The 12,981-nt window shown below is 58.2% G+C and carries 9 protein-coding genes and 2 pseudogenes; 4 read left to right on the forward strand and 7 right to left on the reverse strand.

Features of this window, described 5'->3' with window-relative positions; all coding sequences use genetic code 11:
* Nucleotides 1–787: cache domain-containing protein (locus ACE04F_RS03365; protein ID WP_486104858.1), on the reverse strand; the 787-nt coding region annotated here is incomplete at its 3' end.
* Nucleotides 788–962: 175 nt separating this feature from the next.
* Complete coding sequence (gene hisD / locus ACE04F_RS03370; RefSeq protein WP_486104860.1) at nucleotides 963–2,246, reverse strand: histidinol dehydrogenase; 1,284 nt, start codon at nucleotides 2,244–2,246, stop codon at nucleotides 963–965.
* Nucleotides 2,247–2,642: 396 nt separating this feature from the next.
* On the opposite strand from hisD, the gene ACE04F_RS03375 reads away from it, so the two are divergent.
* Genes ACE04F_RS03375 through ACE04F_RS03385 form a run of 3 tightly spaced genes read left to right on the forward strand, consistent with a single transcriptional unit; the run spans nucleotide 2,643 to nucleotide 6,780 of the window.
* Nucleotides 2,643–3,368 (forward strand): ThuA domain-containing protein, encoded by a 726-nt coding sequence (locus ACE04F_RS03375; protein WP_486104862.1) that lies wholly within the window; start codon nucleotides 2,643–2,645, stop codon nucleotides 3,366–3,368.
* On the forward strand, nucleotides 3,365–5,152 hold the full coding sequence (locus ACE04F_RS03380; RefSeq protein ID WP_486104864.1) for a thiamine pyrophosphate-binding protein: 1,788 nt from the start codon (nucleotides 3,365–3,367) through the stop codon (nucleotides 5,150–5,152). The genes ACE04F_RS03375 and ACE04F_RS03380 overlap by 4 nt, the downstream gene beginning before the upstream one ends.
* A gap of 17 nt (nucleotides 5,153–5,169) precedes the next feature.
* Nucleotides 5,170–6,780 (forward strand): GMC oxidoreductase, encoded by a 1,611-nt coding sequence (locus ACE04F_RS03385; protein WP_486104866.1) that lies wholly within the window; start codon nucleotides 5,170–5,172, stop codon nucleotides 6,778–6,780.
* Between the two features lie 62 nt (nucleotides 6,781–6,842).
* On the opposite strand, the gene ACE04F_RS03390 is transcribed toward ACE04F_RS03385, so the two are convergent.
* Both ACE04F_RS03390 and ACE04F_RS03395 read right to left on the reverse strand, forming a co-directional pair.
* The gene (locus ACE04F_RS03390) at nucleotides 6,843–7,943 is read right to left on the reverse strand and encodes a LacI family DNA-binding transcriptional regulator (RefSeq protein ID WP_486104868.1); all 1,101 of its coding nucleotides are present in this window, start codon (nucleotides 7,941–7,943) and stop codon (nucleotides 6,843–6,845) included.
* Nucleotides 7,944–7,996: 53 nt separating this feature from the next.
* Nucleotides 7,997–9,124 (reverse strand): MFS transporter, encoded by a 1,128-nt coding sequence (locus ACE04F_RS03395; protein WP_486104990.1) that lies wholly within the window; start codon nucleotides 9,122–9,124, stop codon nucleotides 7,997–7,999.
* A gap of 295 nt (nucleotides 9,125–9,419) precedes the next feature.
* Between ACE04F_RS03395 and ACE04F_RS03400 the strand changes: the two genes are divergently transcribed.
* Nucleotides 9,420–10,715, forward strand: a complete 1,296-nt coding sequence (locus tag ACE04F_RS03400; RefSeq protein WP_486104870.1) for an MFS transporter — start codon at nucleotides 9,420–9,422, stop codon at nucleotides 10,713–10,715.
* 47 nt (nucleotides 10,716–10,762) lie between these two features.
* Here ACE04F_RS03400 and ACE04F_RS03405 read toward each other — a convergent pair.
* The 3 genes and pseudogenes from ACE04F_RS03405 to ACE04F_RS03415 form a co-directional block, all read right to left on the reverse strand.
* Nucleotides 10,763–11,517 (reverse strand): annotated as a pseudogene (locus ACE04F_RS03405) (hypothetical protein); the annotation flags it as partial.
* 592 nt (nucleotides 11,518–12,109) lie between these two features.
* Nucleotides 12,110–12,361, reverse strand: a pseudogene (locus ACE04F_RS03410) (Arm DNA-binding domain-containing protein); the annotation flags it as partial.
* Between the two features lie 330 nt (nucleotides 12,362–12,691).
* Complete coding sequence (locus ACE04F_RS03415; protein ID WP_486104872.1) at nucleotides 12,692–12,880, reverse strand: hypothetical protein; 189 nt, start codon at nucleotides 12,878–12,880, stop codon at nucleotides 12,692–12,694.
* Between the last annotated feature and the right edge of the window lie 101 nt (nucleotides 12,881–12,981).

Raw genomic sequence — 12,981 nt, forward strand, 5'->3', positions numbered from 1 at the left:
GGCCCATGACAGCACCGGCAGCGCTGACAAAGGTCAATTGCCCTTGCCCCTCGAAGAGTGATGCACTGGCTTTTTGCGCAATGTTTTGCAAGCTGCTCAACGGCAGATCGATACTGACCACACCGATGAATTTCCCGCCGTCCATCAACGGTACCGCGATGCTAGAAGTCAAGGTGGGTACATCGTTCAGCAGGAAGGAATACGGCTCGATCAGACAAGGCTTGCGAGTTTTCTTCGGACAGTTCCACCATTCTTTGGCAGGATCCCCGTCATCCTGCATTTCCTTCTCTTCAAGGATGAAGTTTTGCATCGAAGACACGTACACCCCGAAGCGGCCAACGGCATTGCCGGAGAAGTCGGCACCGTTGATGGCACTCGCGTCGGCACCGTCCAGTGCATTAGGCTCGAATGAGACGCCGACCCCGAGTATCTCCGGCGTAGTCGCGACCTGGGCGCGAAGCAGCCGGTACAGGTCGCCACGCAGTTGCATCGGCGCCAAGCCATTTTGGCGGGCTTGACGGCGCATCATGACAATCTGGGTCGCCAGGGAACGGGTGAACATCATGCTGCTACGAAATCGCTGCTCGATGCCACTGGCCTGCAGAGATCCCGTCGCCTCCAAGTACCGCATGGACGCCAGAGACAATGACTCCGTGCTGGACTGACTGACCATGGCCGATGTATCGCGCATCTGATGGATCGAAAACCCCACCAGACAGAGCACCATCGCAAACAGACACCCCCCGGCAGCCAGCGTAATTCTCGTTTTGATCGATAAGCTACCCATCGCACCCCTCCTCTGATTCAAGCCTGGAACAAGCGCTTATCCACGGCTCAAAAAAAAGCTCCCCGAATGGGGAGCCTGAAAACACTTGGAAAGACGGTAAGCGTGACCAGCAGCACCGAGAAACGACCCTTTTCTCGCTGCCCGCTCGCCAAGTGCAATAACTGACTGTCCGCCCTCAGGCGGATTGCTTGTAACGACGAATACGGATATCGGCCTGTTCCTTGTGCCCGGCGAAACCTTCCATACCGCACAAACGCGAGCAGTATTCACCAACCAGCACCGAGGCCTCATCCGTCAGGACGCGTTGATAGGTGCAGGTCTTGATGAACTTGCCCACCCACAGCCCGCCGGTATAACGCGCGGTGCCGGTGGTAGGCAGCGTGTGGTTGGTGCCGATCACCTTGTCGCCATAGGAGACGTTGGTCCGCTCTCCGAGGAACAGCGCGCCGTAGTTGGTCATGTGCTCAAGGAAATAGAGCGGGTCGCGGGTCATGACCTGCACGTGTTCGGAAGCAATCCGATCGGCCTCTTGGACCATTTCGTCCACGGTGTCGCAGAGGATGATTTCGCCATAGTCACGCCAGGCGACCGAGGCGACTGGGGCGGTGGGCAAAATGGCCAACTGACGCTCGATTTCCGCCGGCAGGGTTTCTGCCAATTCCGGGCTGTTGGTCAAGAATACGGCTGGGGAGTTGACGCCATGTTCAGCCTGGCCGAGCAAGTCGGCGGCAATAATTTCCACATCGCTGCTGTCATCGGCAATCACCAGGGTTTCGGTCGGGCCGGCGATCAAGTCGATGCCGATCTTACCGAACAGTTGACGCTTGGCTTCCGCAACAAACGCATTGCCTGGCCCGACGATCATGTCGACCGGCTTGAAGGTGTCGGTCCCCAGTGCAAACGCTGAGATCGCTTGTACACCGCCAACGCAATAGATCTCATCCGCACCCGCCAGGTACATGGCCGTCACGATGGCCGGATGCGGCTTGCCGTCAAACGGCGGCGCCGCGGCGACCACGCGTTTCACACCCGCCACCTTGGCGGTCAGCACGCTCATGTGCGCCGACGCCAGTAGCGGGTATTTCCCACCGGGGATGTAGCAGGCCACGGAGTTCACCGGAATATTGCGATGGCCCAGGATCACGCCCGGCAGGGTTTCGACTTCCACATCATGCATCGAGGTTTTTTGCACTTCGGCAAAGCGGCGGACTTGCGCCTGGGCAAAGGTAATGTCACCGATTTCCTGCTCCGACAGACTTGCCACACACGCGGCGATTTCTTCATCGCTCAGACGGAAAGAGACCGGATCCCACTTATCGAACTGCTTCGAGTACTCCCGAACGGCGACGTCCCCGTTCTTGGCGACATTGGCAATGATCTGCTCGACCGTATCGCGGACTTGGGCAGCGATCTCGGCCTGAGCTTCGACAGGCTTACTTTTTTTCAGATAACGAATCATCAATTTGCTCCAGGTAGTTCTTGATGCACGCGGCATGCACTCGCACTGACGCCCATTTTTTCCTACCCCCCCTGCCCCGGGCAATTTCGCAGCCTACCGATTGATGACGCGATCTGACGCAGGACAGACGCAATGCTGAAGCACTCGTGCAAGCGCTGACCGATCTAGAACGGCCTCAGCGTTATTCGTATAACCTACTACCCAAAAAATCTCCCGGCTGAATTCGCCAGGAAGCTTTGCTGAGTCGTGAATGCGAGCCTAAACAACAAGCAATCATTAGGCTTGCACATTAAAAAGGCGATCCAGGGATTGACACCTCGGTTTTGAGTGATAGCTTAAATAAGCGGTTATACGTATAACTGAATAATCACGCCCAACCTTAAGAGGTGATCAACCGTGAGTCGAGTCTTGTATCTGTACGGTGGCTGGCCCGGCCATTTCCCCTACGAAATTGCGGCATGGGCACGGACCGTTTTCCAGGAGCTGGATTTCGACGTTGAAGAGTCGACCGACATCTTCACATTGGACAGGGACTTGACCGGTTACGACCTGATCGTGGTCGGCTGGAACAATGCGGTCACCACGGAAACGCTGACCGCTTCACAGGAGAACCGCCTGCTCGAAGCGATCGAAAGCGGCACCGGGCTGGTAGGTTGGCACGGTGCCGGCGCGGCATTTCGCGCCAGCCTCAAGTACCACTGGGTACTGGGCGGCTCATTTCTTGAGCACCCGATGGGCGAAGGGTTTCCCCATCCTTACCAGGTCAACATCATTGATCGCACCCATGAGGTCACGCAGGGCGTGGAGGATTTCGAGGTTCGGTCCGAGCAGTACTACATGCAGGTTGACCCGAATATTCATGTGCTGGCCGAAACCACGTTCGACGGCAACCCATTCCCTTGGATCAAGGGGCATCGCAGCCCGGTCGCCTGGGTTCGTCAGTGGGGCGAAGGCAGAGTGTTCTATCACTCGATCGGACACGACACCAGCAACCTGGCCGACCCGAACATCCGCCGCCTGACCAAACAGGGCCTGAACTGGGCAACCCGTGGGCGCACGGCAAGCACCGGTAAATCCACCGTATACACCACACTTTCATCAACCCAAGGAGTGCTGTCATGACTAAATTGACCGGCAGCCAGATCGTGGCCCAAACCCTGAAAAACTACGGCGTCGAATACGTCGCTGGCATCCCGGGCCACGGGATCTGGACCCTCACCGATGCCTTCCTCGAAGAAGACTCGAAACTCAAATTCATCCAGGTCTTCCACGAACAGAGTGCGGTTCATCTCGCGGATGGTTACTACCGGGTGTCTGGCAAGCCGATGGCCGCCGTTACTTCCATCGGTGCCGGCGCCGCCAACACCGTGATCGGCATGGCCACGGCCTTCACCGACTCCACCAGCCTGATGCTGATCACCGGCGGGCCACCCACGCACATGCGCGGCCATGGCTTGTTGCAAGAGCTGGAGCGCTACACCGACAACGACTTCCCCAAAATCGCCGAAGCTGTCACCAAGCGCCACTGGGTCGCCACTCGCGTCGAAGAGCTGCCCTTCATGATGCACCGTGCCTGGAGCGCGATGGTCACCGGTCGCCCGGGTCCGGTTCATCTTGAAATCCCGATGGACGTTCAGGCCGAAGCGGCTGAAGTGACCCTGCACACCCTGGAAGAACGCACCCCCATCGGCAAGTGTTTCCCGGACCCAGCGGCGACGGCCCGCGCGGTTGAGGAATTGAAGGCGTGCAACCGCCCGGTGCTGGTGATCGGCGGCGGCGTCATCACGGGTGAGGCAAGCGCCGAAGTGCTTGCACTGGCCGAAGCCTGGAAAATACCCGTGGTCACGACCTGGAACGGTAAAAGCGGTTTTCCCGAAGATCATCCGCTGTTCGCCGGCAGCGTCGGTCAAACCGGCACGATGTGCGGCAACAAAGTGGCCTCCACCGCCGATGTCATTATCGCTGTGGGTTGCCGCTTTACCGACTGGTCGTCCTCCAGCTATGCCAAGGGTGTGACCTTTGCAATTCCGCCATCGAAATTGATCCACATCGACATCGACCCGCACGAGATCGGCAAGAACTACCCGGTGACCGTGGGCATTTGTGCCGATGCCAAGTACGCGCTGGCCCATATCGTGGAAGGCTTGAAAGGCCACACGGTTGATCGCCAGGCGTACATGAGTGACCTGCGCGGCTATCAAGAGGAATGGGAAACCAAACTGGCCGGCCGCCGGGACTCCGACCGTTTCCCGTTTACCTCTCAACGTCCGTTGGGCGCGCTGCGCAAGGTTTTCCCCCGTGACACCATCGTGGTGGTCGGGTCCGGCAACACCCAAGGGGCAGTCAAACAGACCTTTCCTGTCTATACCCCGCGCACCCACCTGACCTCTGGCGGATTCTCCTCCATGGGTTGGGCAGTCCCGGCAGCTATCGGTGCCAAGCTGGCGGCACCGAACCAACCGGTGGTGTGCATCCTGGGCGACGGCGATTTCCTGATGACCTCTCAGGAAATTGCGATCTGCGTGACCAACAACATCCCCGTTGTGTTCATGATCCAGAACAACGCCGGCTACATGTCGATCCGCGGTGGCCAGCGCAAGCAAACCAGTCGCCATATCGGCACCGAGTTCAACCATCCTGACGGCACGCCCTACAGCCCGGACTTCAAAGCCGTCGGCGAAGCCTTCGGCCTGAAATCCTACCGCGTGGAGCGCCCTGAAGATCTCGAGCCGACCCTACAGGAGGCCCTGGACCTGAACGTGCCGGTGCTGATCGAAATCCCGACCGATCGGGACGCCGCGGGTCCTTGGGTTCCAGGCTGGTGGGACTTCCCGATTCCGGAATACATCACCGATGAACGTCAGGATGAGTACTGGCAGATCCGGAACTCAGAACAACACCTGTAAAACCTGGAGCGGCTTAAATGAGTGATGCATTGATTTCGCATCATGCAAAGCTGAATCCACAGCCGGGGGCGCCGCACCATCAGCGCGCCCTCGACGTGGTGACACCTGATGCAGATGGCAATATCAACTGTGACGTAGTGATCATTGGCTCGGGCATGGGCGGTTCGACCTTTGCCCATGCCCTGCGCGATAGCGGGCTGGACGTCGTTATCGTTGAACGGGGAGATTTCCTGCCCCGTGAAATACAGAACTGGAGCGCCGAATCGGTGTTCGCCGAAGGCCGCTATCGCAATGCCGAGCAGTGGCTGGATAAAGCCAACCAACCCTTTTCCCCCGGTGTTTTTTATTATGTCGGTGGCAATACCAAATTCTATGGCGCCATGCTGCCCCGGTTTCGCGAAGAGGATTTTGCCGAAATTCAGCATGCCGAAGGCGTGTCCCCGGCATGGCCCATCCGTTACGCCGACCTGGAACCCTGGTACGCCGAAGCCGAAAAACTCTATCGGGTTCATGGCTCGGCGGGCTCGGATCCCAGCGACCCTTGGCGCTCGGGGCCTTTTCCCCAGCCTGCGCTCAAACATGACCCGGCGCTGGTGCCACTGGAGCAAAGCATGCGCCGTTCAGGGCTCAAGCCGTTCGTGATGCCTGCGGCCGTGGATTATGGCGATGGCGGTGATTGCGTATTGTGTTCGACCTGCGATGGATATCCTTGCCTGGTGGACGCCAAGGCCGATGCTGAAGTCAGGGCCTTGAGACCGGCCCTGCGCAGCCCGAACATCAAGTTGTTGACCCGTACCCTGATCAAACAACTGAGAACAGGCGCGGACGGTCGGACGGTGACAGAGGCCCATGGGCTCAGCGGTGGCCGCGACGTGACACTTCGTGCGAAACGATTCGTCCTGGCGTGCGGAGCGGTGAACACCGCCGCCCTGTTGTTCAAATCAGCGAACGAGCATCACCCTGAGGGCTTGGGCAACAGCTCGGGGCAAGTGGGTCGCAACTATATGGTGCATAACAGCACGTTCATGCTTGCAGTAGACCCGCGGCGCAAAAACAAGGTGACCTTCCAAAAGACCCTCGCCCTCAACGACTGGTACCGCGCCAGTCCGCAAAATCCGTATCCGCTTGGCAATGTGCAGATGCTGGGGAAGATCCGCGAGCCGATGATCAGCGCCATGCGCCCATGGCTTCCAAAATTCGCCTCACGGTACATTACGGACCATAGCGTCGACTTGTACCTGACCTCGGAAGATCTACCGACACAGGACAATCGGGTCATCTACGACAGGCAACGCGATGCAATCAAAGTGCTCTGGACGCCGAACAACCTCAAGGCCCATGAAGGCCTGGTAAGCAAGACCAGTAAAGTCATGCGTCAGGCAGGTTATCCCTTGATTCTCAGGGCACGCATGGGCATCGCCACCAATTCGCACCAGTGCGGTACCGCTGTCATGGGCAAGGACCCCGCCTCGAGCGTGCTGGATGTGAACTGCAAGCTGCATGACCTGGACAACGTCTGGGTGGTCGACAGCTCATTCTTCCCTTCTTCGGCAGCGGTCAATCCGGCGCTGACCATCGCAGCCAATGCCCTGCGGGTTGCAGCCAGTTTCAAGCGCCTGCCGGGTTGACCGGCAAACCCACCTGAAAAAAGCCGCAGGGTATTTCTACACTGCGGCCTTGGCACACCCTCTCAAGCGTCGGTCGGCTGCACCTGCTGCGTTGAAGTCCGCACGATGAGTTTCGTGGAAAAGATTTTCCGTTCCGGTTCGAGTCGCGAGCCTGCCGGAGCATTCAGCTGCTTTGTCAACATCCGTGCGGCATACAGGCCCTTCTCCACCATCGGCTGGCCAATGGTGGTCAAGCCAAGCTGAACAGCCTCGGGAATATCATCAAAGCCGATCACGGAAAGCGCTTGCGGGACTTTACGGTTGAGCGCATGTGCGGTTTTCATGCAAGCGATGGCCATGACATCCGAGCAAGCCACGACCGCCGTGACATCGCTGGAGGTCAACAGCGTAAACGCTGCCGCTTGCCCGGACGTGGAATCCAGCCCACCGGCTTCGATGATGCTCAGGTCCTCAAATGCCAGGCCGGCCCTGCCCGCCGCTTCCACATACCCGGTCAGCCGCTCCCTGACGATGCGCTCACTGGCAATCTTGAAGCGCTGCTGGTCAATCGGCCCGCGGTAACCGTCAGGATTTAGCCGGTCGATGATGATGCCGATCTTGCGATGCCCCAGGTCCAGCAGATGTTGCACCTGAGCTTGGGCGGCGCCTCGATCGTCGATCCCGACGAAGAAAGAATCTTCCACCAGCGGCGAGTCGATCACCACGAACGGAATGTTCTGTTTCACCACCGCCAATACCGCCGGGTGATCGTCCGGCAGTGTCGAAATGATCAGACCATCCACCAGGCCGCGCAAGGCAAGGCTGCCGTGACTCTCTGCCTGGGCCCGGCCGACGAGCCGGTTGTTATTCAGGGGAAACAACGTCAGTGCGACATTTTCCAACTCGCCGACTTCACTGATCCCCCGCAACAGGGCAATGGTGCACGGATCGGCGAACGCCAGGGACAATTTGTCCATCATCATCAACCCGATCGCGCCGATCTTGCCCGAGCGCAGGCTTCGTCCCAGCACGTTCGGCCCTGGATAGCCCAGGGACGCCGCGACCTCGAGGATATGCTCGCGCTGCGCTTGCGACAGTTTGGAGGGACGATTGTAGGCGTAGGACACCGCAGGCTGAGAAACCCCCGCCGCCAGTGCTACATCTTTCATTGAAACGGATGCCATCGCTTGCTTCCCGATTTTTTGAAAACCTCATGGGAGGTTATGAAAACATGAGGTCAGTGTAACCGTTGAGCGCAAACCTTCGGTATCAGTCGAGTCGCACTGATCATCACCGCAATCATGGATGAGGCAACAGCGAGCAGTGCGACGGACAGGCTGGTGGAGTGCGCGAGAAAACCGATGAGCGCAGGGCCCATCAGGATACCGAGGTAGCCTATGCTGGTTGCCGCAGCGATGGCTAACTCGCCGGGCATGGCCCGTTGCGCGCCGGCCAATGACAGATAGACCGGGGCAATGTTTGCCAACCCAGCACCGATGACCGCGAACCCCACCAGGTTCAACCACCAGTTTGTGATCAGTACGACCATCAAAAAGCCCAGGACGACGATCAAACCACCCCCGATGAGCGCTACCCGCGAGCCCAGCTTCAGCACAATCCTGTCACCGCTCAGGCGCCCTAAGGCCATCATCACAGCAAACGTTGCGTACCCCAGACCGGCAATGGAGTGCTCAACCCCGCGTTCTTCGGTGAGAAAGACCGCGCTCCAGTCGAGAATCGCCCCTTCAGCGAGAAAGGCGAGCAGGCAGAGCGTGCCCAGCAGCAAAACCTTGCGGTTGGGCCTCACGAATATCGGACTGCCCTCCTCACCGCTTCGTCCCAGCATCTGACGGCCGGCAGCCAGGACAAATGCGACCAGTGCCGCCATCACCGCGCTGCTCGCCAACAATGGCGTAGCGCCGAGCCATAACAGTGCAGTCATGCCTGCGGCGCTGACAATCGTACCCAGGCTGAACAAGCCATGGAAACCGGACATCAGCGACCGGCCAGTGGCACGCTCGACCATCACCCCTTGAACGTTCATCGTCACATCCACCGCGCCACACCCAGCGCCGAACACGGTCAAGGCGACCATCAAGCCGGCGAACGAATGAGTCGTCGCCAGCATCGGCAACGTCAGCAATACCAATGCGATACCGATGTGCATGGTAAAGCGGCAGCCCTTCCTGGCGTTCATGACACCGGCAAGCGGCATCATCACCAGTGAGCCCAGGCCAAGGCAAAGCAACAGCAAACCCAACGCACCGTCGTCGACTCCGGCCCGAGTGCGAGCATAGGGAACCAGCGGCGCCCAGGCGCCCATGCACAGGCCCGACATGAGGAACGTCAGTCGATAAACCGCCATATCCGGGGTGGCGCAAGGCATTTCCCAATCCTGAGACGACACGGAGACCTCTTTATTCTGAAAACGAGGTTATACGTATAACCTAAATTATGCATGGAAGCCAATGCGTCTTCGCAAAGCAGGCCTCTTCCCCGCGCACAAATTTGGAGCATTCCGCTTGAAGATAAGCCATGCATCTAAATTAAGTTGACAAGACGCTCACAGGCGAAGATATTTTTTAGGAGTTATACGTATAACTTGAACCTCATTCCAAGCACATGCACACCACAAAAACAAAAAGGGGCGATGCAGCCTGATGAACAACCTTCAAAGAACACCCGTACCCAGCCGTATCCGCAAGGCACGCATCGCGACGTTCCTGGGTTTCATGATGATCGGCGCCATGATGTACATCTGGTCGACAGGCGTAAGCGTTTTCAGGGCGCAGCTGGGTTTTACCGGCGAGTCGGGGGATTCGAACTTCGGCTTGATCGCACTCGGGGTCGGGGTGGGTTCCGCGGCAGGCGCGTTATGGGTGGGCCGCTTCCTGGATAACTTTGGTGCAAAGCCGGTGATTACGGTGTGTGCACTCGCCTATCCGCTCTCCATCATCCCACTGGGGTTCGTCAGCGGCTTCTGGTTCGCGCTGTGCTTCGGCGTGGTCCTTGGGCTCCTGCGCGGGGCACTGGACACTGCCCTTAATGCCCATGGCGTTCAAGTCGAACGCTTCTACCAGCGTTCAATCATGTCTGGCTTCCACGCGTTCTATTCGCTGGGCGGCTTCCTGTTGGGGATGGTGTGCAGCTGGTTGACCGGCATCTACACCGACAGCGTGCAGGTGCCCTACACCGCGCTTGGCGTAGCGCTGTTCATCGTCGGCTGTTTTTTCAGTCGATGGTTGCTCGGCAAAGATGACGTTCCGCTGCCGTCAATCAACGATTGGCAAGCCAGCGCACACCTGCCTGAAGAGGCCGGCAAGCGACCCTCGGCCAAAACGTTGCTGGTGATGATTGGCCTGGGCGTCCTGCTGCTAGGCAGCATGATGGGGGAAAATGCGATTGCCGACTGGGGCCAGGAATACATTCGTCGTGAGCTCTCGACGAGCACCTCAATGGCCGGCATGGCAGTTTCCATCTTTGTCGGCGCGGCGTTCGTCGGACGGCTGTTCGGTGACCGATTGGCCGCGGCGTTTGGGAATGCACGGGTGGTGTTCGGATGCGGCGCAGTGTGCGTCCTTGGCATGATCATCACCCTCGGTGGCGGCACCGCCTTGACCGGCATCGTCGGTTTCGCATTGTTCGGCCTCGGCCTGTCTTGCATCGCGCCCCTGATGATCTCCGCTGCAGGGCGCAGGGACCCGAAACATGCAGGCCGCAACATCGGCATCGTCAACTGCATCGGCTTCTCCGGGATGCTTATGGGCCCCGCCGCCATCACCGTCATCGTCAGCAACTTCGGCTTGAGCAAGCTGATGTTCTTCCCGCTGATCATGCTCGCTATCCTGGCGACCTTTGGCCCACTGCTGATGCGCGCACCTAAAGTCGTCACGCCCCAACAACGTGATGCGTGCAAAACCGGCGCGGCATTGAACAAGAGTGCCTCTAGCGTTTGAAACCCCGGGAGGTGGTTGAGCGATCAACCACCTCGACCTCCCGAGCCCTAGATCATCGGTGAGCTGCTCACCATCCGCAGCGCCAACCCCTCGAACGCATCCAGCGTAATGGTGAATGCGCCTTCAGGTGTAAGGTCACCTTCGACCCGTTCATTAATGATGTCGACCACCGGCCCCGGTGCGATATTGGGCAGGTGCAGGGTTTCAGTGATCGGGGTCGAACCGAAGTTCAGCGCAGTGATTTGCGTACCTTTGCCGGCCGGCAACTCGCGAACCATGATCAGCAGTCCCGGATGCTCGACGTCCGGAATCAGCATCTGGCGACTGGCGCCAGACAATGCGAACACGCCGGGTTGCATGGCGTTGTTCATCGCCAGCAGCAGATGAACCTGGCGAATCTGCTGAATATCCGCCGTCGTAATGGTGTCGAGATCGCGAATTCCCAGCGCTGCGGTGATGATGCTCGCGGTGGTGCGGGACACGCCATTGGTGACGAATTCAGATTGTAAGGCGCATGCTCGCCAGTGAGGCGTTCGTACATCTGCTCACGGATGTGCTCGCGCAGGAGGCTGCCTGGAAACGTCTGGCCTTGATAGAAGTACGTATCGTGCGCGAGCGGGGTCCAGAAATGCACCAATTCCAGGGTCAATTCATCATGATTCTGCAACGCATGAATCAGCGAGCCCGGATCGATGCCAAGGGTGTGCATCTGCCGCAGCATCAAGCAGAGGAATTCGACATCGCCCATCAGCAAGGCGTGCTGGTAGGCGGGTCGGGTGATGAAGGCGTAGGAGAGATCCGCTTCTTTTTTTGATTTCAAACGGGAGCTGACAGTCTGCTCCCCTAGACTTGAGCGGGTCAGCCCGGGCGATCAGGAAATGAGCCGTTGTCTGAGGAGCGTCTCCCATCAAAACAACCTTCCTAGTGCTTCCGGTTCCCAGTTCATTATCACCAGTTCACCGCTGAGCTAGGCCTTGCCGGGCTTCTTTTTCCAGCTGCTGACCGTATCGCCAGCTTTGGACCGCCCAGGCGATGGCCGCCGAAGCGGCGACTAAAACGTGCGGTAGAAGGCCGGCAACCAACACGCGGTATTGCAGCGGAATCAGGTCGACTAGACGCATAACACCGTCGGCAGGCCTCGACTACAGTTCCGTGCCAAGCAGTACTCAAGCAAGCGGTGACACCCATTTGTCACCGCGCTAGGACAACAACTCAGCTTGGGCTCAGGGCGCTGCAAACGATCCGCACAGTCGCGTCGAAATTCTCCGGAGTGAGCACATCGATTGGCGCACGCCTCTTCAGTCGCTCATAAGGCTCACAGACCGCCCGATAAAGCCTCCACACATCGACATCCGGAAATCGCGCTAACGCCGTAAGCACCAACTTGTGCCGCAGTGCTCATAGGAATTGATGCCTTGGGCGACCAAGGCGCGCGCCTCGTCACGTCGGGCACGGGCTTCTTCAAGGCTGATTTGCGGATAACTACCCAGAGACATGCGCTTCTGCACGCCCGCCCAGTAGTATCTGAAACGCCAGATTTTCCCGCCGCGGGCGGTCACGTTGAGCGCGAGCCCATCCGTGTCGCCTATCATGTAGTCATTGCCGGTGATTCGGGCTTGCCGAACGGTGGTATCTGAGAGTGCCATCGCGAGCTCCTGAACAGAGTCAGGGCCGGATGCTCGTCTCGCTATCCAAGCTGCTCCAGCAAAAAACCGCTTCAGTGCACATCCAAATCCAAGATCCTCGTTCGGAACTTAAATCGGGACTTAAATCGGGACTTAAAAGCAGTGGATAGTGCTGGATTTCAGTGGTTCCCGCTGGAACGAAAAAAGGGCCTAAAGGCCCTGATTTCAATCACTTACAGAATTCAGTGGAACTCTGTAGCGCAATATTTGGAGCGGGAAACGAGACTCGTATCTGGCGTCCGACTCATTGAAATCTAAGGGGTTTATTTTCTTGCAGAAGCAGGAAAAGACTTAATTTTGGACTTGTTTTTGGGGTGTATCAAGGGCTAAGAAAGCATGATTCCGGGCGATGCCATTTTCTCTACCCATGGTCAGTCGGCCGCGAAACGTCCAGGCCGACTTTTCAACAGAATCGGCCGATTCCTGCAACTCGACTTGAAAATCCCCGGCAACACCATCGTCGTTTACATTTTTATTCACTGGGGCGCCCAATCTGATCAATCCACCCACCAGGAAACATGATTGAAGGGCTTGGCCACATCAACCCAAGTCAAAGCATCCAGCCGGGAGATGACCGACCT

Source organism: Pseudomonas sp. AGC41, assembly GCF_057334555.1.

Bases quoted from the DNA above. Each gene is read 5' to 3' on its own strand.
- hisD (WP_486104860.1), bottom strand. From the start codon at position 2,246: ATGATTCGTTATCTGAAAAAAAGTAAGCCTGTCGAAGCTCAGGCCGAG.
- ACE04F_RS03380 (WP_486104864.1), top strand. From the start codon at position 3,365: ATGACTAAATTGACCGGCAGCCAGATCGTGGCCCAAACCCTGAAAAAC.
- ACE04F_RS03385 (WP_486104866.1), top strand. From the start codon at position 5,170: ATGAGTGATGCATTGATTTCGCATCATGCAAAGCTGAATCCACAGCCG.
- ACE04F_RS03390 (WP_486104868.1), bottom strand. From the start codon at position 7,943: ATGGCATCCGTTTCAATGAAAGATGTAGCACTGGCGGCGGGGGTTTCT.
- ACE04F_RS03395 (WP_486104990.1), bottom strand. From the start codon at position 9,124: ATGGCGGTTTATCGACTGACGTTCCTCATGTCGGGCCTGTGCATGGGC.
- ACE04F_RS03400 (WP_486104870.1), top strand. From the start codon at position 9,420: ATGAACAACCTTCAAAGAACACCCGTACCCAGCCGTATCCGCAAGGCA.